This is a genomic window from Pelovirga sp. C15f (genome assembly GCF_057178085.1).
The window spans coordinates 813127-835207 of the sequence record NZ_JBXUCV010000001.1; the positions used below are offsets into that span (position 1 = coordinate 813127).

The following is a 22081-nucleotide window of genomic DNA, read 5'->3' on the forward strand; positions in this document are numbered from 1 at the left end:
GCCACGAATATCAGCAGGATCAGGATGCTCCACTACAGCCAGAGAGGCAGCAGTTCTTAGATGATACCGATCTGTGCCGGAACTTTCAATATTTCATGAGGCACCCAACCCTGGTCTTGACGAGAGAAATGATTGCAGAACGGATCTGGGGTTACTCCTTTGATTATTTAACCAAGTTAAATTATAACTAATTCAGTTGTGCGCTATCAAGGCACCTATTATGTTTATTATTTCGAGTCAACTCATAATTGTCCACGGTCCCAACCGTCTTTAACTGACAATGAAGGGATAAGATGACTTCTTCCTCGGCCGATCATGAAAAGATCCAGAAACTAATCGATAAGCAGATCAATCTTCCCTCACCACCGGCCATTGTTGTCCAGATCCTCAACACGGTTCAGAAAGAGAATGCATCGCTACAAGACCTGACCCGGATCATCTCAGCCGATCCGGCATTAACCGCCAAGATGCTACGGGTCGCCAATTCCAGCCTTTATGCGCTGAAAAACAAAGTGCCTAGTATTGAACGCGCATTGTGTGTCCTCGGAACCAATGTCATCAAAAATATTGCCTTGTCATTCGTTGTTGCCAACGATATGCGTGGCAAAGGCACGGTTAATTTTAATCTTGACTATTTCTGGCGCCGCTCAGTCACTGCGGCCGTCGCAGCGGAACTTTTAACAAATCGTCTGCAAGAAAGAAACGATGATATTTTTGTGACAGCACTACTTCAGGATATCGGCATACTGATCATGTACCAGAACAAAGGTGAGGAATACATTCAACTCCTAGAAGATCGGTTAATGTTCAAAAGCTCTCTTTGCGTACTGGAACAAAAGAAGTTTGGTTTTGATCACCAGCAGCTTGGTTCCACCCTGTTGACGACCTGGGGACTGCCGGACACCATTGCTGAACCTCTGCGTTTTCACCACGACACAACGGATGTCCCTGAAAAATATGCACACAGTGCGAAGATTTTGCGGATTTCCAACCAGCTCTCGTCAATCTACAGTGAGTCCAACTGTGCTGAGAAGGTTCGGTCGCTGCAAGAGCAAATGCAGCTCTTATTTGATTTCGATGTCGAGCAGGTTCGTGAACTGGTGGATGATGTTGCCATCACAAGCATTGAATTCCTGGAGACCTTTGAACTGGACCCGGGCGATATCAAGCCCTATTCACAAATGCTGCAGGAAGCGAATGACGAACTCGGGCGGTTAAACCTATCCTACGAGCAGCTGGTGCTGGAGCTCAAGGAATCCAAGGAAAATGCTGAAAATCTGGCTCACGATCTCCAAGAAGCCATGACCCGCTTAAAACAACTGGTCTTTCGGGATAGTTTGACTGGGCTTTTCAACCACCGCTATTTCCAAGAAATCCTCAGCAAGGAGTTGGCAAGAGCACTGCGTTATCAGTCCTCTGTGGGACTGATCATGTTTGATATCGACAGCTTCAAGAAGGTAAACGACGAGTATGGCCACCCTACTGGGGACCTGGTATTGATGAATGTTGCTCGGGTGGTTGAAGCAGCCGTTCGCCCCAGCGATGTTATCGCACGCTATGGAGGAGAAGAGTTTGCTGTGATCCTGCCACACACCAATCAGGCTGGGATGAGTGTTTTTGCTGAGCGCCTTCGTCGTAGCGTGGAAGGGAGTGCCACTTCCATTGATGGAATAGAGATATTTGTGACCATCAGTGTCGGGGGAGTATGCTGGACACCAGATAGCCCGCAGGTGACCAAGAAGACTTTGGTGGAAACTGCAGACCGGGGTCTTTATATGTCAAAACGCAACGGTCGCAACCTGGTGACAATCCTTGAGCCTTAAATCGCCGACGATAGGTAAATCTTCATTGTTTGCATAGATCCAGATTCACTTGGCGGTTCGGCCGAACCCTTCCGAGTCCTACGAGATTTTCTAGAATTATCTGCATCTACCAAATTTATATCCTCCATTCAATGATGATGACTCCAGCATTTGCGCGATCAACTGTCAAGCTGAGATCTCAAAACTCACTAGATTTTACACAAACAACAGCCCAACCTGAAATCATCAAGTTGGGCTGTCTTGCATGTTGTTCTTTAATGGTGTCCGGCGGGTGTCAATATAGTTGTCGCTTCATTTGTTCATGCTGCCTTATTGAGTTCCCCTGCTGACAGCCGCTTGGGTGCTGGGTTTAGTGTGACAGCCCCTATCGGTTCCCAGTTTCGTATGCTTCGTGTCCATCGCCCCGGATGCTTCTTGCGAGCCGACTCATAAACTTTACTCCGATTTTCCAGTTTTGTTTTTTCCTCTCCATAGTGGCGGTCATCAGGAGATACGAAGCGGATCTCGCTATGTAAGTGTTCTGTGTTGTACCATTGTACGAAACGATCAACCCAATGTTGTGCCTGCTGCTCAGACTCAAATGGGTTTGAGGGATATTCTGGTCTATACTTCAGCGTTCGGAACAGGGACTCCGAGAACGGATTGTCATTGCTGACACCGGGTCGACTGAAGGACGCCATGACACCTAAATGCTGGAGAGTCGCCAGCATGGTTGAGCCTTTCATCGGACTCCCATTGTCGGAGTGCAGGATTAATCCTAGCGGGTCGATATCGTGGTGATAGACCGCATCCATAAACAAGTAAGAACTGTTCTGGTCACGTTCTTGGGGGTAGACCGTTGCTGCCATAATTTTGCGGCTCCAGACATCTAAGATCATATACAGATAAAAGAACTGTCCTCTTATCTGAGACTTGAGGTAGGTAATATCCCAAGACCACACCTGACAGGGGCCGGTTGCCATTTTCTCTTTGGGCCGTCGATGGGTCACTGGCCTGCAACGTTCGCGATGGGCTAACTGGCTTTCGGCACGCAAGATGCGATAAAAGGTTGATTCCGAAGCCACATACCGACCCGCATCTGCAAGACGAGGAACAATCTGACGGGGTGAAAGGTCACGGTATTCGGGTGCGTTAGCCACTGCCAGAACCTGCTGTCTCTCAGCAGGTGAGAGTTGATTGGCCGGCGCGGTTCGTGGGCCATTCCGTCGGTCGTAACCGCCACTTTGGGTCCGCCATCGCTGTACCGTACGACTTGTCAAACCAAGGATTCGGGCGGCTGGCTCCAGGCGGGCACCATGGCACATCGCATTCTCGATGAGCAACAGGACCTGCTTTCTGGCTAAGGGATCGTGTCGTCGTCCTCGTCCACCCAAAGATCCCGGGCTTTTTTTTTCAACACCAGCAAGGCGGCCGCTTCTGCCAAAGCCTTGTCCTTGCGATGAACTTCTTTCTCCAATTCCTGAATACGCTTTCGTTCATTACGTTTACCGGCCATTGGTTCAAGACCAATCAGCATCTGATCGTGCCATTGCTGCAAATGGGCTTCGTGTAAACCTCGACTACGTAAGAACGGGCCAAGATCTTCCTCGGAGAGAGAGGCCGCTTCCAAGACGGTGGCGAGTTTTTCTTCAGGGGTCCAATCCTGGGGACGTTTCATCGTGGATATCCTCCGGATAGACTTGGAAAACGACGGCGGGTCAGGCTGATCAGCAACGTCAACCGTATCAGTTTCGCTCATCCAGCGATAGAGTGTGCTCCGTGATACGCCAGCTTCTTGAGCGATTGAGGTTGCGGTTGCTCCGTTTGGGTCCGCAGCCTTGCGAACCATAAGCGCTTTGAAAGATCTGGTATACATACGCCTCCCAACTGCCCCCAAATAATGATGGTCAGGTAGAGGCGACAACTATGCTGACACAGGGGGTGTCTTACTTCTCCTGGGATTTATAATCCACCACCAGGGGCTCTCGACCATCTTGTGGTGGATGGGTTTCATGCAACAACAGGTCGATCGCTTTGCCCAAGATCCCTGGATGGTTTTGTTTAAGAACAGGCGGCGAGCTTGGATGATAATATGCACTTTGCTTCTTGATGGGTATTCGTATCGGAAGAAATCAGCTTACCTAGAAAAAATGTCAGTTAAGGTCAGTTGGGATAGACCGGAAGTCAAAACGGGGAACTGAATGCCAATATTTTTTAAGAATTTGAATTGGCACGAATTATGACTCTTCTAAATATCTAAAATGACAGTAAGGAAGTTTCAAAAAAGACCGAAGGTCTGAAATTTGCTGACCGTTGGCTTATGAAAACAGGCCTACCAGTGAAACCGACGGTCAATTTGAAAAAAGACTGTCACAGAAGCGTCACAAAAACGTCACAAACACAAAAAGCACCTAACCAAAATCGGCTAAGTGCTTGATTTTATGGCGGGGCTGACGGGACTTGAACCCGCGACCTCCGGCGTGACAGGCCGGCGTTGTAACCGACTCTACTACAGCCCCTTAAATTGGTGGGCGAAGAGGGGCTCGAACCCCCGACATCCTGCTTGTAAGGCAGGCGCTCTCCCAGCTGAGCTATTCGCCCGAAACTCTAAAAATGGCGGGGCTGACGGGACTTGAACCCGCGACCTCCGGCGTGACAGGCCGGCGTTGTAACCGACTCTACTACAGCCCCTCTTCAGACAGAAACAGGAAGCTCGATTGCGCCCAGACGGAATGACATGCCGGACGGCAAATGCTTCCTGCTCCCTATATTGTTAAATATTTTCTAGTACAACAAACAAAAATTAATTGACAGCATCTTTCAACGCTTTGCCGGCCTTGAACTTGGGAACCTTGGCAGCAGCAATTTCAATTTTCTGTCCGGTCTGGGGATTTTGCCCTGTGCGTGCAGCACGATCGCCAACACTGAAGGTACCAAAACCAACCAGCGCAACCTTGTCACCAGACTTAAGTGCTCCTGTTACAGTTTCGATAAATGCCTTAAGTGCTTCTTCAGCATCAGATTTGCTAAGTCCAGCTTTTTCTGCCATTGCATTGACAAGATCCGCTTTAGTCACGGGATACCTCCTTGGTGATTGATTAATGTGATCCGCCTGAAAACGCGTAAGGTATATCAGGTTTGCGAAAAAAGTGTCAAGCTCTTTTTCCCGTCATAACAAGGCTTGAGCAAGTTTTTACCAAGGGCCTGTCAGCCTTCGTCTATATTCTCCCCGGTTGGGAGCAAAGCCAGGGCAAGAACCTGATCCATATGTTCCACTGTTACAACCTCGATACTCTTCAACAGTTCCTGCGGTAGCTCGGCTAAATGTTTACGATTATCTGCCGGGATGATAACCCGTGTAATTCCACCGCGCCTGGCAGCAAGAATTTTATCTTTCAATCCACCGATCGCAAGGATACGCCCGCGCAGGGTAATCTCACCGGTCATTGCAACTTCTTTGGTTACGCGCCGGCCACTAAGGGCTGACGCCAGCGCTGTGGCAATGGTGATGCCGGCAGATGGCCCATCCTTCGGCACGGCACCTTCCGGTACATGGATATGAATATCAAGGGAGGAGGTCATGTTTTCTTCAAGACCCAACTCTTGCCAGCGCGAACGGATATAGCTTAAAGCGGCCTGAGCGGATTCCTGCATGACCTCACCCAGCTGACCGGTAATAATGAGCTTGCCTTGTCCAGGGAAGGTTGTAACCTCAATAACCAGCAGTTCTCCTCCGGTTTCAGTCCAGGCGAGGCCGGTAGCCAAACCGACCTGATCCTCTTTCTCACGTAACCCGTACTTGTATTGAGCAACTCCAAGAAATTTGGTTATCTGCCTGTCCGTCACCCTGAAATGTTTTTTCTTTCCTTCAAGTAGCGCCCTTTTAGCCAATTTGCGCATCACGGCGGCGATTTGACGATCCAGGCTGCGAACACCTGACTCGCGTGTATAATGGCGGATAATTTCGTAGAGAGCTGCGTCCGAAAACTGGATCTGATCAGCTTTCAAACCATGGGCAACAATCTGTTTTTTGAGCAGGTAGCGTCGCGCAATATGCAACTTCTCTTCTTCGGAATAACCCTCAATGCGGATCACTTCAAGGCGATCGTGTAATGGCCGAGGAATCGAGTGCAGACTGTTGGCTGTCGCGACAAAAAGAACACTTGACAGGTCGTAATCAACATCCAGGAAATGATCGACAAAGCTGTTGTTCTGTTCGGGATCCAGCACTTCAAGCAGCGCGGAGGAAGGATCGCCCCGAAAATCAGTGCTCATCTTGTCGATTTCATCAAGCATGAAAACCGGGTTTTTTACCCCGGCCTTGCGTAGTCCCTGGATAATCTTACCCGGCATCGCGCCGATATAGGTACGCCGATGTCCACGTATTTCCGCTTCGTCCCGAACGCCACCTAACGACATGCGAACGAATTTACGTTGTAAAGCTTTGGCAATCGATTGCCCCAGTGAGGTCTTGCCGACACCGGGCGGTCCAACCAGACAGAGGATCGGGCCTTTTATTTTTTTAACCAGGGCCTGGACCGCTAGATATTCAAGAACACGTTCCTTGACCTTGTAGAGACCATAGTGATCCTCATCAAGAATTTGCTCAGCCTTCACCAGATCATGGCGATCACGGGTGCCCTTATCCCAAGGCAACGACAAAAGCATTTCAATATAGTTACGCACCACGGTCGCTTCTGCCGACATGGGAGACATCATCTTGAGCTTGCGAATCTCGGCCCGGGCCTTGGCCTGGGCTTCTGCTGACATTTTTTTATTATCAACCTGCTGCTCGAACTGCAGAAGTTCCTGCTTAAAGTCATCCTGCTGGCCAAGCTCCTTCTGAATGGCCCGCATCTGCTCATTAAGGTAATATTCCTTCTGACTGCGTTCCATCTGACTCTTGACTCGGCTGCGAACCCGTCCTTCAATCTGCAGGATTTCCGTCTCCTGTTCCAGCAATACCAGCAGATGCTCAAGTCGTCGGGCTGGATCAAGTAGTTCCAGCACCTCCTGTTTTTCCGCAATAGTGACCTGCAGATGGCCCGCCACAGTGTCGGCGAGCTGTGCCGGCTCATCAATGCCGACGATAGCGGCACCGACTTCAGGCGGAATTTTCTTGCTTAACGTGGTATAGGTGTCAAAGGCACTGACTACAGCCCGCATCACAGCTTCCAACTCAGTCGACCGGATCGATTTGTTTTCCTGCAATTCAGTGATAATCACCCGGTGAAAGTCTTTTCCCGGCACAAAAGATTGAATTTCTCCGCGCTGGATTCCTTCAACCAGAACCTTTACCGTGCCATCAGGAAGCTTTAGAAGCTGGACAACTTTCCCCAGGGTGCCGACCGCATAAAGATCCTCTCCAGCAGGATTATCGTTACGTGGATCTTTCTGGGTTGTCAAAAAAATCAGTTTATCAGTGTCTTCCACAGCTCTTTCGAGGGCACCAATGGAAAGAGGGCGGCCGACAAAAAGGGGGACAGCCATCAGGGGGAAAACAACAATATCCCGCAGCGGCAACAACGGATACTGGCGTTGGTTAATAACGTGGGCATAGCCATCGGACATATTTTTTACCTCTACAGACAAAAGAAGCGCAGACACCCCCAAAAGGGTCTGCGCTCCAGATAATCAACCAGAAGTGATTGCCGATATGAAAACAATAAAGGCGTCAGGCGCTTTCAGCGACATCGTAGATAACCAACGGCTTATTCCCTTTGGTAATCACTTCATCATTGAGGACAACTTCTCTGACGCGATCCTGCGAGGGAATATCATACATCACCTCAAGCATGGAATTCTCAAGCACTGAGCGCAAACCACGGGCACCGGTCTTACGGGCCAGGGCTTCCCTGGCTACCGCAACCAGAGCCCCATCGGTAAACTTCAGTTTGACATTTTCCATATCAAACAAACGCTGATACTGTTTGATCAGGGCATTCTTTGGTTCACGCAGAATCTGGATAAGGGCGGCCTCATCCAGCTCATTAAGAGTAGCAATCACCGGGACACGGCCGACAAACTCGGGGATCAAGCCGTATTTAAGCAAATCACCGGGCTGAATTTTGCTCAGCAGATCGCCAAGATCCTCCTCTTTTAACGAACGAACCTCAGCACCAAAACCCATGGCCTTGGAACCGATACGCTTGCTGATAATCTTTTCCAGTCCGGAAAAAGCGCCACCACAGATAAACAGTATGTTGGTGGTATCGACCTTAAGGAACTCCTGCTGCGGATGCTTGCGTCCTCCCTTGGGCGGCACACTGGCTGTTGTCCCTTCGATAATCTTCAACAGCGCCTGCTGTACCCCCTCCCCTGACACGTCGCGAGTGATCGACGGGGATTCCGACTTGCGGGCAATCTTATCAACCTCATCGATATAGATGATGCCTTTTTGCGCCTTTTCAAGGTCATAGTCTGCCGCCTGCAACAGGCTCAGAATAATATTCTCAACATCTTCTCCAACATAGCCGGCCTCGGTCAGGTTGGTGGCATCGGCAATAGTAAAAGGAACATCAAGAAGCTTGGCTAACGTCTGCGCCAGCAGGGTTTTACCACTTCCAGTGGGGCCAAGCAGCAGGATGTTGCTTTTTTGAATCTCAATGTCGTCATTTTTATCTGAAAATTCGACCCGCTTGTAATGGTTGTAAACCGCAACCGAGAGAATTTTTTTGGCGCGTTCCTGACCGACCACATATTCGTCAAGTACGTCCTTGATTTCTGAGGGTTTTGGAAGATTCTTTCCGCTGCCTACGGTAGCCTGATCCTGCCGCGCTTCTTCGTCAATGATATCGTTACACAGTTCAATGCACTCATCACAGATATAAACTGTCGGGCCGGCAATAAGTTTCTTGACTTCTTCCTGCGATTTTCCGCAAAAGGAACAGGTCAAATGGCTATTATCTTCTTTTGAACTCACCTGGTGTACCTCCGTTACTCCTGACGACCGGGTTTCTTCTTGACAATATCGTCGATGATACCATAATCACGGGCGCTTTCGCTATCCATGAAAAAATCACGTTCCGTATCCAGAGCAATTTTCTCAATTTTTTGTCCACTGTGACGCGCCAGAAGCTCATTCAGGGTTTCGCGCATGCGCAAAATCTCACGGGCATGGATATTAATATCCGAAGCCTGCCCCTGAAATCCACCCAGCGGCTGATGGATCATAATACGAGCATGGGGCAACGCATAACGCTTGCCGGGAGCGCCGGCAGCCAGCAGAATAGCCCCCATGCTGGCGGCCTGGCCAATACAGATCGTCGACACCGGCGATTTGATATACTGCATGGTATCATAAATGGCCATTCCAGCTGTGACCACACCGCCGGGTGAGTTCACATACAGGTGAATATCGCGATCAGGATCTTCTGATTCAAGGAACAACAACTGGGCGATAATCAGGTTAGCCATGTGATCTTCGATGGCACCACCTAAAAAAATAATCCGGTCTTTTAAAAGTCGCGAATAAATATCATAGGCACGTTCACCGCGGCCGGTATCTTCGACAACCATGGGCACCAGAGACATGATCAGGACTCCTTTCCTGTAGTTTCAGGGTCGTTGTCACCTTCAGGAGCCTTCGGCTCAATTTCGGTAATAACCGCGCTAGCAAGCAAAAATGCCGAAACTTTTTCCTGCAGCAGTTGGCCTTTAAGACCGCGCAGCGCCTGGTCGTTTTCAAAAAACTTTTTGACCTGCTCTAACGGGGTGTTACTCTGCTCGGCAAAATCCGTGAATTTCTTTTCAACCTCGTCATCAGCAACAACCAGTTGCTCCTGCTGGGCGATCGCATCGAGCAACAATTCTCCCTTGACCTGTTGAGTCGCCATGTCCCAATAGGTTTTGTTGAAACTTTCGTCATTCATGCCCAACATTTCCAGCGACATCCCCTGGGCTTTTAAGCGCTGTGAAAAGCTGTCTTTAAGGTACATGAGCTGGTTGGTAACCATCCCGTCCGGGACGTCGAAGGGGTTTTTCTCCAGCAGGGCATTCATCAGATTTTCCTGCACCTGGCTATCAATCTGTTGTTGCTGCTGGGCCTTGAGGTCATCCCGGGTTTTTTCTTTGAGCTGCTCCAGGCTTTCTGCCTCCATCTCTTTGGCAAAATCTTCATCAAGGGCAGGAACCTTTTTCTCCTTGATTTCCTTGAGCAGGACCTTGAAAACAGCATCCTTTCCTGCCAGGTTTTCGGCACCATAGGCTTCCGGGAAGGCAACATGGATGTCTTTTTCCTCATCGCGCTTCATGCCGACCAGTTGTTCCTCAAAACCGGGGATAAAGCTGTTGGATCCCAGCTCCAGCTGATAGTCTTGAGCGGCACCATTTTCAAAGGCTTCACCATCAATGAAGCCGGTAAAATCGATCACTACCGTATCATCATCACGAGCGCTCTCGGATTCCGCGACAACCAGCTGAACCTTGGATTGGCGCATCTGCTCCAATTGCTGATCGACAGCCGACTCATCGAAGACAAGCTTTTCTTTTTCCAGCTCAAGGCCGGTATAATCCTTTGCTGTCACCTCTGGTCGAACGTCGACTTCAGCCTCATAAGCAAAGGGCTTCCCCTCCTCAATGGCACCGGTCTGGACAACTTCGGGTTGGGAGACGGCTTCAATCTTGTTATCAATCAGCGCCTTGTAAAGACTGTTGTTAATCAGCGTACCAATGGTGTCATAATGGGCCTTGGGACCATATTGTTGCTCAAGTATCTGTTTGGGCACTTTCCCCTTGCGAAACCCCTTGATATTTGCAGTCTTGGCGATTTTTTTAAAAGCACTGTCCAACTCACTGGCTACCAGATCAGCGTTGACTTCGATGGTGACTTTCTTTTTGATCGGGCTCAAATCTTCGACGGTAACATTCATTGATTAACTGTCCTTCCTGATTTGCAATTCAACATCTTTAGGGATATGGGCAGGCAACAAAACCCGGTGAATTGAATTAAATGAAAACCTTAAACTGGTGCGAGAGGGGGGACTCGAACCCCCACATCAAAGGACACCAGATCCTAAGTCTGGCGCGTCTACCAATTCCGCCACTCTCGCACAACATTGACATGACAAGCAACAATGCTCACCCTCCATACCCACCCGGTCTGACGGGCTAACTGAGCGTGGAAGGTGAGCATTGTTCACGTTTAAATGGGGTGAGTGAAGGGGCTTGAACCCTCGACAACTGGAGCCACAATCCAGTGCTCTACCAACTGAGCTACACCCACCAGAAAAACCAGACGACTATAAGAAATCTTACGCTGTCTTGTCAATTTAAAAAATACCAAAAAAATCTTATCCTTAATTAATCGCTACGCTTTTACTTTCATGGTGACAGAATTCGACTACCTCAACGACATGATTCAGGTACCTGTGAGGTTTCCTTCTGAAGATCGCCCCTGCCAAGACAAAGCAGCATTGCGCAAATCTGCCGGACGCAGATAAGGATATTGACGTGCGGACAACCGGGTATCACCGGGCAGCAGAGCAAAGCCATTGGTCTCTTCCGGAGTAATCCCTCCATGTGCTCCGTTCTCTTCTGCGAAGGATAGAGCGGTCACGCCATGACACCAGCCGAGTAAGATCAAATCACCGGCATCCGGATGCTGACACAGACGCAGCAGATCATCACCGAGAGCATCAATAAATGGATGATCTGCACCGAACAGTATGGCCAGATCATCAGGCAGCTGTAATTCGGCCGTTGCCGTGGTAGCACTGAATTTTCCGGACGCACTTCGCGTCAAGATGACTGGGACTCGATGAACCTGCGCCAGCTCAGAAGCGATGCGTTTTTTCTCCGTGTCTGCAGGGCTTTCTTCCAGATAGATGTGAGCAACCGGACCCATGGCGGTCATAACGGGGTGAATATCCTCGGGAGCGCTATCATTTCCGCCGATGACAGAGAACAGAAGCTGGATGGTGTTCCCACCCAGCAACCGAATGCGTCGAGTTTGAACACCACTGGTACTTTCGGAATGAGTCGTTTCAGACGCAATATCTATTTGATTAACGGTCATCTTGACCGCCTGCACCAGTGGGTACCCCTGGACCTGCCGATAAGGACAAACACGGACCTGTCCGTGATCAGAATAAACCCAGAGTGCGTAGTTTCGCCATGACGTGCGTTTGGCAGCTCGCCATAAACGGGCAGCAGCGTCATCAATTCCCTTGAGCGTCCAGTGGGCGAAGAGGGAATCAGGACCACGGCGATGAGATTGTTCATCGTAACCGAGAAAATTTGCATGGATCACCGGTAGGCCCCGGCTGATATCGATCTTGGCGCCAATCACGCAGAGCTCACGTAACAGGATACAGATGCCGATCCGCGTCGGAATAAATTTCAACTCTTTGAAAAAATCCTGACCACGAACCAGACCGCGGGTAAAATCACACAGCGCCAACCCCAGTTCCAGCGGCAACAACACCGCAACCCTGAGAAAACTGTAGAAATTGGTGAACAGGAAAGTCAGCAAAACCAGAGGATTAGCTGCCCGCAGAACCGTTCCCCAGCCCATCGCCGAGGGGCAGAAGTGTGATTCTGCCGCGCCACCGGTAAAGTTGTCGGAATAGGCGCTACCTCCCTGCAGTAACGGCCGGTTGCCGGTCTCGATGTGGCATGCCTGAAGCTTTGCGGCGGCTTCCGGCTCATACATGCGGACGACGTGACCCGATGCATGATCTCTGAAAGAGAACGCTGGAACCGCGCCTTTGACACCATAAAACAGTTCGGATTGAACCGCCGGTGTGGTCGATGGCAACCCCGAATAGTGGCTGTGAGTCTGATAGCCTTCGCGCTCGATCAAGCGACTTAAGAAAGGCATTTCACCACCGGCGACAGCCTGTTCAAACTGACCCTGTGAAAGCCCGTCGATCTGAACCATGATCAGCCCCGGGCGGGTCGGTGAGCCTTCCGAGACCGGCAGTTTTAGTAACCGCGTCAGCCAGGCACTGCGACTGAAGCTGCGTCGCACGCGTTTGAACAGGGATTTTATTCGCGCCGTCATCTCAGTTTTTTTCTGCAAGATAGTGAGGATCTATCGCGGCATCGCCGGCCCGGGCGTAACTTTTCAGGATATCCCACTCGGTTTTGATAAAGGCCAACACCTCATTCAGGCTGTTTTCATCATCCTCTTTATCAGGTAATTGTTCGGTGAGGCCTGCGTAGCAGTTCAGGGCGGTAGCTGCTGAACGGAGCATTGAAAAATCATCTGCGGTTGCGAGGGCGGCCCGTTTAAGATCCTGCCGTTGCTGTGCAGATTGTTCCTGCACCCACTGCAGGGCGGTTCTGAAAGCTGTCACTGTCGTCTCCTTAAGCAACCGCCCATTGACTTTATCTTTCACCACCTCGCGCACTCCTGGTGCGTCCTGCGCGACCACCGGCAAACCGGCGGCCATGGCTTCGGTTAATACCATCCCTTGAGTCTCGCTCGTGGAAGCAAAGGCAAACAGATCCATCGCATGCAGGGCATCGGTCAAGCGCTGTTGCTGGAGAATACCGGCAACATGCAGCCGTGATGCCAGGCCAAAGCGGCTGAAGATCTCTCGAATAGACTCTTCGGAGGAACCTGTTCCAACCACCAGAAAATGCACATGTTGGTTATCGCCGGCAAAATCAGCCACCGCCCGAGCTAGAAACTCAAGGTTCTTTTCCGGCGCCAGCCGTCCCAGATGGCCGACGACGTAAGCGTCCTGGGGAATTTTCAGATCTCTGCGAAATGCGGCGCCGTCGCCGCTGGCAAAGAGATCCATTTGCACCCCCGTCGGCACCACGGTCACTGGAGAGGTGACACCACGTTCCAGCAGCAGACTCCGGATACTTTGACTGGGAGCAAAAACATGATGGGAGAGATTGGCGTAGCGGGTAGCCAGCTCAATGACAAAGCGTTTAAGCGCTGGTGAGTTGCCCGGCACGTAGTGGGTGTATTGCTCATACAGGGTGTGGTGAGTAAACACCAGCGGCAGTCCCCGGTGGCGTGCCAGACGCAATGCGGTGATCCCCAGCAGGAAAGGGTGCTGGGAGTGAACGATATCAGGATTAAAATCATCAACCGCCTTACTCATATGGGGGTGGATCGGCAACGCGACGGAAAAATCACTGGCGTTGAAATGCTGGATCGCGCTGATACGCACGACGTCGGTTTCGTCTTGCGGCATATCGGGAAATTCGGGTGCCACAACGAGGACCCGATGCCCGTGTTTACGATATTCTCCAATGAACGCTTCCACCGAACGGGCTACGCCGCCGACATGCGGGGTAAAGGTGTTGGTGAGGATGAGAATATTCATGCCCTATGGATCCTTTCTTCTTAAAATAATTGACGCGGAGCCTGCGGTAACCGATACCGGCCTAAAACCAGGCAGGCGGATTGTGATCGGTGGCTCGTCGCCATACCAGTCCCCCCGCCATTCGACAGATAGTGCGTGACTGGAATCCGGCATGAGGTTCAGGGATATCGGACCGAAGGTGGTTGGCGCCGGACCAAAATGGATCGGCTTGTTGTGCGTCAGCCAGCGCTCGGGAACCCCCGCCCCGAGGATCAGTCGTTCGCCTTCTTCGCGAACGAAACAATGCCGTAGCATTAAGACCCATTCAGCAGCCGCCCAGACATGGTGGCCATCACCCATACAGCCGCCACCGGTATGCGGGTGAATGGCCTCGGGCCACTGCCCGGTTGGCGTGGACAGGGCAGCAACAGTATCCATCAGTTCAAGATAGCGCGGATCACCGGCCCGCAACATAACTTGAGCCACGTGCAGGGTCAGGTAGGCATTAAGACCGGAATGGATCATATCCTGATAAAAAGCCCCATTCACGAAGCAGCGCGCAAACAGAAACTCGACGCAGTCGAGCAGGCGCGGATCATTTGCCGGATAGAGCTGGGTTGGATACCCGCAGGCCAGGGAGCCAATGGCACCGGCATCCAGACGGCGATAGGGAGATGCCGGCATAGCCGGACGCTTCAGCTGTTCGGCACAGCCCGCCAGGCTGCGCTCCACCGCCGCCGCGAAAACGTCGGCGTCTTTTGCAATCTCCTGAGCACAGTCAGGAGCAATCTTTTGAAGCATGGATGCCGCTGCGCGCAGGCCGGCAATTCCCCAGAAATCATCCCAATAATAATAGTCATTAAGGCCCAGATGCTCAGCGCTGAAACCAGCCGGCAAGAGCCCGGCATGGGGACAGCTGAGATCGTCGCTGAGTCGCTTGCGCATAATCCAGCGCGCACCTTTTTGCACCGACCCCTTCCAGTTCGGGTCAAAGGGTTCACCGGTCAGCTCAAAATAGCGCTGGAGAATCCACAACACCTGCCCGTTAGAATCCCATTCTCCATCCTGGGAGCGGAAATATCCGAGTACCGTCTGACGCTCCGGAAAACGCGCCAATGCCCGTTCAGCTCGGCGCTTAAGACCAACACAAAGGAGCGCATGAATAATAAAAGCCGAGTCACGGAACCAGAAACGCTTGTAGGTAAAGGGTCCGGGGTAAACATCATCAGGCGAATGCAGAATCAACGAGGTCACGGCAGCGTCGTAGAGAAACTGGTAACGCGGCTCCGGACAGATGAGCTTGCAGGTATCCTGCTGCTCCCTGCTCCAGGCATCCCGGACAAGAGGTTCGGTTGGTCGTTCAGGTAAGGGCAGCGGGATACTGACCGTGACTTCATCTGCAGCTCCAGTCGTGATGGGGAACAACGCCGCCGCCGTTGCCATACCGATATCACAGCGACCAGCTTTCAGCTCAGTGCGATCATGCAGATGAATGAACACATCCCCCTTACGGTAATCGGAAACTTGATGGTGGCTAACGGGGCGGCTGAATTCAACCCGCTGATTCTGATCAATGGTCCAGATTTTGCGCTCATCCGACAGGCTGATTTCATGGATGAAACTGATTCCTTCAGGATTATAAGGGCGCAAGGCCAATATCAGCCAGGCGTCTCCTTCGACGCACGCCCGCAAGCGCAGCTTGCAAACCGGTCGTCCATCTTCGAGCTGGACCCAGGTTTTGCTACTCAGCTGTAACCCCGATCTTTGTGTTTCGGTGGTGATGCTAACCTCAGGCCCAAGATCCTGATGTTGCCTGCATTCCGAGACACGTGACGGCAACAGCAATTGCCCATTATCAGACATCAGCCAGGCATCAATGGACCAACCATCATGGAAGGGGGTCAACAAACCACGCGGATCGACAATCGGCAGCTCCGCGCAATCGGGGTAACCGACAGCGGTCCAGTTGCGATGAGTCAGATTGATGTGGGTCAGGGAGAAAGCCCGTGGAATGAAAGACACATCGTTTGGATCAAACTGCCGCTCAATCCAGTAGGGCCAGACCCAGTCGAGATTATGCTGTACAACCCGGCTGTTAATCAGGCCACGGGCATGAAACACGACCCCGGCACGCAGGAGCTCAATCGGTTCGGCAACTTCTGACGGTTGGGCGAAGCTGTGCAGTCGCGCCATCAGAGCGAACGGATCGAGAAAACCTTTACTCCGGGCCATGCGACGAACAACAAAACGCCATGGTAACCACCTGAATAAATTCAAGAAATATCCTCCTCATCACCGCCACTATGCATATACTTCCTCAGGGCACGACGTGCAAGATGGTTAAAATAAAGAACCGCAATGACGGTGGTCACAAAGCCGGCCGCATACATAAACCATCCCAGAGAAGAACGTTCCAGGTTCCCGGCTGCCAGCGCGTTGATATCAATGGCGATGGAGCCAAGGTAGACATTATGGACAGAAAAAGGGACAAAACCGAGCAGCGAACCGATCACAAACCCTCGCAATGAAAATGATGTCAAGCCAAAAAAATAGTTGGAAACCTTACTCGGGAAAAACGGGATCAGGCGGGTCAACAGCACGATTTTCCACCCCTGGGGTGCGAGTTCATCGTTTAACAGCCGTAATTTGGCGCGGGACAGGACAAAGGATCGGGCGCGCTGCCCGAACAGATACCGGGCAATCAAAAACGCAATGGTTGCGCCGAGGGTGGTTCCAACGACGACATAGAAAGAACCTTCGACAACACCAAATACCAAACCGGCACCGGTGGTCAGCAGCACCCCTGGCAGCAACAGAACCACCACCGCTGCCATAATCACAATAAACAACAGCGCTGCCCACGCCCCTTTGGTATCAACCCAGCGCAGCACCTCTACCAGCTGTTGATGAAGATCAAAATAAACCATCACCACAAGTAACAAAGCAACGAACAGCACACTGGCGAGTATCGCCAATAATGGAGATCCTCTGCTAGTGGCATCGTCACTGGGTGAAACTTCATTCATAAAATCCCTGGAGCCTCCTTTTACCAGAAAAGTTTAGCATCGTTTGCTTGTATAGCAATCCGTTCAGCATCTGTTCACGTGATCGTCAGAGTGGTTTCCCGACCAGATCAGTTAATCGCTCAACTGTGCCACCAGCGGCAGATGATCAGACGCGTTACGAATCAGCGGAGTGCGCGGCACATTCAACTGCTCCAGTTTCTCCCGCGGTGCAACCCAGATTCGGTCGAGGGCAAACAACGGCCAGCGGGCTGGGAAAGTGCGCAAAGCAGGTGTTGCTGAAAAATGCCGGTGCAACCATCGCAGTGGTCGTCCCCATAAAAACCATTCGTTGAGATCCCCAAGCAGCACCTTGGTATGCTCTTCCGGGGAAGCCTGCAGGCGCTGCAGCAAAGCGTGAATCTGGGCACGTCGCTCAGCAGGTCGCAAGCCCAGATGGGTAGCCATCACTTCAAGTTTTTGCCCATGGTTATCCAACAGAACGTGCAGCGCCCCGCGTGGTTCTCTGCCGGTGACGCTGAGATCAAGCCGATTAATGGAGAGCACTGGTAAGGCGGTCATCAGCGCGTTGCCATAGTGACCGCTAGTGCGACTCATGGTCATTCCATGAATAGCTTGCCAGGGCTTGCCGGCACAAAGGCGATCGAGCAGACCAGGGTCGCGGTGCAGAAGTTCAACCTCCTGCAAGGCAATGATCTCTGCGTCAAGGATATCAAGAACCGCCTTGATCCTCTCCGGATCGTAAAAACCGGCATGCCCGTAACAACGGTGGATGTTGTAACTGACCAGACGCAGGGTCATTGTTGATTGTCTCCTGTTTTGTCAGTCGCACTTGTTGATATTTTTTTATATAAGCAGACGCCTGGAACCGCTGTCATGACCTGTTTATTATTTTCGTCGCCATGCATGCTCGTGCTTTTCGTATTTTTGCTTTACCGCCGCCCAGGCAACCTTATGTGCTACTTCTTCACGTGAATCATCTCCCCTTCTGTCCTCTTCATCCTGGTACTGGTTCCAGGCACTGTTAAAAGCCGCCTGATAAATCTCCTGGGCATGTTTAGGTAATGATTCTCTGACCGACTCAGGCAACTCTTTCAGCGATTCATACGGCATAGGCTCCTCCTATTAAAATGGCTTTAAAGATAGACATCAGGTTCCTCAACCAATTGTACCTGATGCTGACACAGGATAAAGTCTGAAACCCGGTTTTTTACTGGCTTTCAAAAAAGATGATCCTGCTGTGGATTGCCAGATGTCTGTGGCTGTTTTCTTGTCTACATGTTAAAATGTTCGTCTTCCATCTTTCATTGGGCGCCGCCGCACAAGCAGTCTTTTTTATCCTTCTTGTTTCATCTGGAGCTTTTTAAAGTGTCTGACGCTTCTGCCAAGAATCCTGCTACTCAAAAAATCCCACTGTTCACCGATGCCGTTGCCGCAGGATTTCCCAGCCCGGCAACCGATTACTGTGAGTCGCGCCTGGACTTGAACGAATTTTGTATCCAACATCCGGCCGCAACCTTTTTTGTCCGGGCGGCAGGAGATTCGATGATCGAGGCCGGGATCTTCCCGGGCGACATCGTGATTGTCGATCGCACGCTGGAGGCGAAACATGGTGACATTATCGTCGTCGCCATCAATGGTGAACTGACCATCAAAAAACTGGAGACCCGTCCCTCCCTGCGTCTGGTTGCGATGAACAGCCACTACCTGCCCCTCTTCATTCCCGAAGAAACCGACCTTGAAATTTTCGGGGTGGCTATTCATGTTATTCACTCCCTGCGTAATCTGTAGATCTCCTGATGTACGCCCTGGTCGATTGTAATAATTTCTATGTCAGCTGTGAGCGCCTGTTCGATCCGGCACTCAACAATGTGCCGGTCGTGGTTCTTTCCAACAATGATGGCTGTGTGGTTGCCCGCAGTCCGGAAGCGAAGGCCTTAGGCATCAAGATGGCGGTGCCGGCTTTTCAGATAGAAGGGCTGATCAAAAAGCACCAGATCCGCATCTACTCTTCCAACTATGCCCTCTACGGCGACATTTCTTCCCGGGTGATGGCAACCCTGGAAACCCTCGCTCCGCAGATTGAAGTGTATTCCATTGATGAGGCGTTCCTCGATTTAAGCGGTTTTGGACAATCTGGTTCCCTGGCCGGGTACGGTCATCATATCCGCAAGACCATTAAACGACACATTGGAGTGCCGGTCTGTGTGGGCATTGCCCCGACCAAAACCCTGGCAAAACTAGCCAACCACGGCGCCAAGTCCTATCCCGGCACTAACGGGGTGGTTGACCTCAGCGCTAAAGAGCGGCAGCAGAAACTGATGTCACTTGTTGATGTCGGTGAGATCTGGGGCATCGGACGCAAAACCGCCGAAAAACTACAGCGCCAGGGGATCAGGACCGCACTCCAGCTTTCACAACTGGACCCGCAACGCGCGCAGCGAATGGCTAACGTCAACCTGGTTAAAACCATAGATGAACTCAATGGGGTGATCCGGCATTCCATTGACGACATACCCGAGGTCCGCAAACAGCTGATCTGTTCGCGGTCATTCGCTCAGCGCATGACTGACTACGACTCTTTACGTCAAACAATCTGTGAGTTTGCTGCACGGGCTGCGGAGAAATTACGAGGGGAGCAGTTGGCTTGCCGTATTGTTCAGATTTTTATTCGCACCAGTCAGTTTAACAGCAATGATCCCGGTTACAGCAATTGTGCCACCGCCAGACTTTCAGCGCCGGCGGCTGATACCCGGACGATTGTCAAAAGCGCGACCGATCTGTTCGACTCAATCTGGAAGGAAGGTTATCGCTATGCCAAATCAGGTGTGATGCTGGGTGATTTCTGCGACCCGCGAACTGTCCAACAGGATCTGTTTGCTGACGTCAAAGTTGATGGAGAAAGTGTCCGGTTGATGGGTGTCGTTGATCGGATTAATCTGTCCGGCAGAGGCAAAATCTGGTTCGCTGGGCAACGACCCTATGAGGACTGGTTTATGAAACGAACCAACCTCTCTCCGGCATACACGACCCGGTGGAGCGACCTGCCGCTGGTAAAGTAAAGATCACCAGCTCAAGCAAAGTAAACCTGTTGAGCAGATGTTTTTTTCTGGCGCGCCAGGAGGGATTCGAACCCCCGGCCTACGGATTAGAAGTCCGTTGCTCTATCCAGCTGAGCTACTGGCGCTTAGAAGATCTGGATGGTGACCGACAAAGGCTGGTTTCTAGCACGCTGATAAAAGATTTGCAATGAATTTTGTCGCACCTCACACCGTTTGAAACTTCAGTTATTCATGGTCGTTCTGATCATCATCTCCACCCTGACAGGGGCTACCAATAAGCCCAGCGGATGAACCGGCTCCAGCAAGCATGGGGTCCTGAGAAAACGGATCGGCGGGTAGATCGGTACGCAAATCGGTGGCGTGACTCAAGGTTCGCTGCAACAGATCAAACAAATGTCCAAAACCCGGGTCATCGACAAAGGGGTCGTTATCCTGAACGTACGTGTTCCACGCCTCTGATGTCGCTACCGGATCTTCATCAAACAGGTCTGATAGCTCACTGTTTTCCGCCCGCTGTGCACAAACGGCCTGCTCAAGCAGGGAGAAACTGTAGAGCAGATCGGAGATCAGCTCCTTTGGCTCAGGAAAACCACTGCTATAAAGGCGCGCTAGTTGTTCTAACCACTCTGCTGCCAGACTGTAGTTCCTACTTTCAAGCTGCTGCAATCGTGACGGCAGCCCCCCAAACCTGGCTAATGAATGGCACACCTTTTCCGCGATTTTCTGCACACTGTTGAGATTCTCTGTATCTGCGCACAACGACAACTGCTGTAAATGTTCAATCAGTGCGGCCGTTGATTCCTGCTCCGGGCCAGGCAGCCTGTCAGCGTGTTGACGCAGGGCCTCTGCACAGTCACTTATCCGTCGCAACATATCACGTTGCTGATCACCATCATTCATAAAATCCCTCGAGAGGTAGCAAAGCAAATCACCAGCAGGTGCGGTTAAAAATAAGGGCCTGAAAATGAGACAATACCCTCGTTAGCATCAGAGAGCAACCCGGCTATGGTGATCGCGTCTGTGCATCCAGAACAAAATGTACAGGCACCACAACCCAACTCTCAACCAGTTTTCCTGCCCGGCTGGCAGGAGTGAAGTGCCAGCGTTTAATAGCTCTGCGGGCAGCCTGATCAAGACTTCTATAACCGCTTGAATTTTTGAGAGTCACTTCAGCGACTTCACCACTGGCAAGCACCCTGACATTGAACTCTACAGTCCCTTCCCACCCACGTCGCCGCGCAAATTCCGGATAAACAGGAGCAGGACGATGGCCATAGCGTGGCTGGGCCGCCACCTGCGCGACCAAAGACTCTCTATCTCCCGGCACAACATCAGCGCCTGGCGGCGCTGCCGGGATGGACTTCTCGTGTTTCAGTGGTGAGCCCTGGGATACGGGGGCGGGCTTTTCTGATAGGGGGCTAACCGCCGCCGAGCTGTCATGCTGAAGGGGCAACACTGAGATTCTCTCCGGCAGGTTGGCGACTGCGGCCGCTTTAGCTCGCGGTGGTTTTTGTTGGGGCTGAGGAACAGGTCGCGCCGGTGATTCTTCAACGGCAGCCGGCATTTGCTCTTCCAGGTCCGGGGGCTGCGTGTGAATGTCAACTGGCCGTTGCTGCTCAATCAACTCCTTAGCAGGCTCATGTGAATTGTCCGCCTCAGTCTCATCGACCATGTCGATCGTGTCAGTCAAAGAAGATTCGGACACATTTGCAGCAACAGTCCCCTGCCCTTCAGAAGAGCTGTCAACGGTAGCAGGAGGGGCCATCTGTCGCTGCACCAATTCAACACCGGCAAGGAATTCGCCGGCTTGATGATTGCTGTTGCCCGGGCTTAAAACCAGAACAACGGCATGTAGAACAGCCACAGAAAGTACAAATCCGAGTATCCGCATGAATTCCTGGCAACCTGACCTTTTATTATATTATTACACC

The 22081-nt window shown here is 51.5% G+C and carries 17 protein-coding genes and 6 tRNA genes; 3 read left to right on the forward strand and 20 right to left on the reverse strand.

Annotated features, from left to right (window positions below):
* Positions 1-293 precede the first annotated feature (293 nt).
* On the forward strand, positions 294-1823 hold the full coding sequence (locus AC1931_RS03805; protein WP_483875899.1) for a sensor domain-containing diguanylate cyclase: 1530 nt from the start codon (positions 294-296) through the stop codon (positions 1821-1823).
* A 299-nt stretch (positions 1824-2122) separates the two neighbouring features.
* Here AC1931_RS03805 and AC1931_RS03810 read toward each other — a convergent pair.
* The 17 genes from AC1931_RS03810 to AC1931_RS03890 form a co-directional block, all read right to left on the reverse strand.
* A protein-coding gene (locus AC1931_RS03810; RefSeq protein ID WP_483875900.1) for an IS3 family transposase occupies positions 2123-3678 on the reverse strand; the annotation gives its coding sequence in 2 pieces (ribosomal slippage) (positions 2123-3207 and positions 3207-3678; 1557 coding nt in all).
* A 566-nt stretch (positions 3679-4244) separates the two neighbouring features.
* Positions 4245-4321 (reverse strand) — tRNA-Asp (locus AC1931_RS03815).
* Positions 4322-4327: 6 nt separating this feature from the next.
* Positions 4328-4403: transfer RNA gene (locus tag AC1931_RS03820), tRNA-Val, on the reverse strand.
* Between the two features lie 13 nt (positions 4404-4416).
* Positions 4417-4493: transfer RNA gene (locus AC1931_RS03825), tRNA-Asp, on the reverse strand.
* Positions 4494-4605: 112 nt separating this feature from the next.
* On the reverse strand, positions 4606-4878 hold the full coding sequence (locus AC1931_RS03830) for an HU family DNA-binding protein (RefSeq protein WP_483875901.1): 273 nt from the start codon (positions 4876-4878) through the stop codon (positions 4606-4608).
* 131 nt (positions 4879-5009) lie between these two features.
* On the reverse strand, positions 5010-7373 hold the full coding sequence (gene lon, locus AC1931_RS03835) for an endopeptidase La (protein ID WP_483875902.1): 2364 nt from the start codon (positions 7371-7373) through the stop codon (positions 5010-5012).
* 103 nt (positions 7374-7476) lie between these two features.
* The gene (clpX, locus tag AC1931_RS03840) at positions 7477-8724 is read right to left on the reverse strand and encodes an ATP-dependent Clp protease ATP-binding subunit ClpX (RefSeq protein ID WP_483875903.1); all 1248 of its coding nucleotides are present in this window, start codon (positions 8722-8724) and stop codon (positions 7477-7479) included.
* Positions 8725-8738: 14 nt separating this feature from the next.
* Positions 8739-9335, reverse strand: a complete 597-nt coding sequence (gene clpP, locus AC1931_RS03845; protein ID WP_483875904.1) for an ATP-dependent Clp endopeptidase proteolytic subunit ClpP — start codon at positions 9333-9335, stop codon at positions 8739-8741.
* 2 nt (positions 9336-9337) lie between these two features.
* Positions 9338-10672 (reverse strand): trigger factor, encoded by a 1335-nt coding sequence (tig, locus tag AC1931_RS03850; RefSeq protein WP_483875905.1) that lies wholly within the window; start codon positions 10670-10672, stop codon positions 9338-9340.
* Between the two features lie 95 nt (positions 10673-10767).
* A tRNA-Leu gene (locus tag AC1931_RS03855) sits at positions 10768-10852 on the reverse strand.
* A 97-nt stretch (positions 10853-10949) separates the two neighbouring features.
* Positions 10950-11025, reverse strand: a tRNA-His gene (locus AC1931_RS03860).
* A gap of 135 nt (positions 11026-11160) precedes the next feature.
* Positions 11161-12822: an alkaline phosphatase family protein gene (locus AC1931_RS03865; RefSeq protein ID WP_483875906.1), complete on the reverse strand. Its 1662-nt coding sequence runs from the start codon at positions 12820-12822 to the stop codon at positions 11161-11163.
* Positions 12806-14086 (reverse strand): glycosyltransferase, encoded by a 1281-nt coding sequence (locus AC1931_RS03870; protein ID WP_483875907.1) that lies wholly within the window; start codon positions 14084-14086, stop codon positions 12806-12808. The genes AC1931_RS03865 and AC1931_RS03870 overlap by 17 nt, the downstream gene beginning before the upstream one ends.
* A 3-nt stretch (positions 14087-14089) precedes the next feature.
* Positions 14090-16342 (reverse strand): hypothetical protein, encoded by a 2253-nt coding sequence (locus AC1931_RS03875; protein WP_483875908.1) that lies wholly within the window; start codon positions 16340-16342, stop codon positions 14090-14092.
* Entirely contained in the window at positions 16339-17091 is a 753-nt protein-coding gene (locus tag AC1931_RS03880; protein ID WP_483875909.1) for a TVP38/TMEM64 family protein, read from the reverse strand. The genes AC1931_RS03875 and AC1931_RS03880 overlap by 4 nt, the downstream gene beginning before the upstream one ends.
* A 111-nt stretch (positions 17092-17202) precedes the next feature.
* A complete protein-coding gene (locus AC1931_RS03885; RefSeq protein WP_483875910.1) occupies positions 17203-17889 on the reverse strand; it encodes an endonuclease/exonuclease/phosphatase family protein in 687 nt (228 codons plus the stop codon).
* 87 nt (positions 17890-17976) lie between these two features.
* Positions 17977-18201 carry a ChaB family protein gene (locus tag AC1931_RS03890; protein ID WP_483875911.1) on the reverse strand — a complete coding sequence of 75 codons (225 nt, stop codon included), beginning with the start codon at positions 18199-18201 and terminating at the stop codon, positions 17977-17979.
* Between the two features lie 255 nt (positions 18202-18456).
* Here AC1931_RS03890 and umuD point away from each other — a divergent pair, with 255 nt between their 5' ends.
* Together umuD and umuC are read left to right on the forward strand one after the other, a co-directional pair.
* Positions 18457-18879, forward strand: a complete 423-nt coding sequence (gene umuD / locus AC1931_RS03895) for a translesion error-prone DNA polymerase V autoproteolytic subunit (protein ID WP_483875912.1) — start codon at positions 18457-18459, stop codon at positions 18877-18879.
* An 8-nt stretch (positions 18880-18887) separates the two neighbouring features.
* Positions 18888-20150, forward strand: a complete 1263-nt coding sequence (gene umuC, locus AC1931_RS03900) for a translesion error-prone DNA polymerase V subunit UmuC (RefSeq protein WP_483875913.1) — start codon at positions 18888-18890, stop codon at positions 20148-20150.
* Positions 20151-20198: 48 nt separating this feature from the next.
* Here the strand turns inward: umuC and AC1931_RS03905 are convergent.
* The 3 genes from AC1931_RS03905 to AC1931_RS03915 form a co-directional block, all read right to left on the reverse strand.
* Positions 20199-20275 (reverse strand) — tRNA-Arg (locus AC1931_RS03905).
* Between the two features lie 100 nt (positions 20276-20375).
* Positions 20376-21050 (reverse strand): hypothetical protein, encoded by a 675-nt coding sequence (locus AC1931_RS03910; RefSeq protein ID WP_483875914.1) that lies wholly within the window; start codon positions 21048-21050, stop codon positions 20376-20378.
* 103 nt (positions 21051-21153) lie between these two features.
* Entirely contained in the window at positions 21154-22014 is an 861-nt protein-coding gene (locus AC1931_RS03915; RefSeq protein WP_483875915.1) for an energy transducer TonB, read from the reverse strand.
* Positions 22015-22081 lie beyond the last annotated feature (67 nt).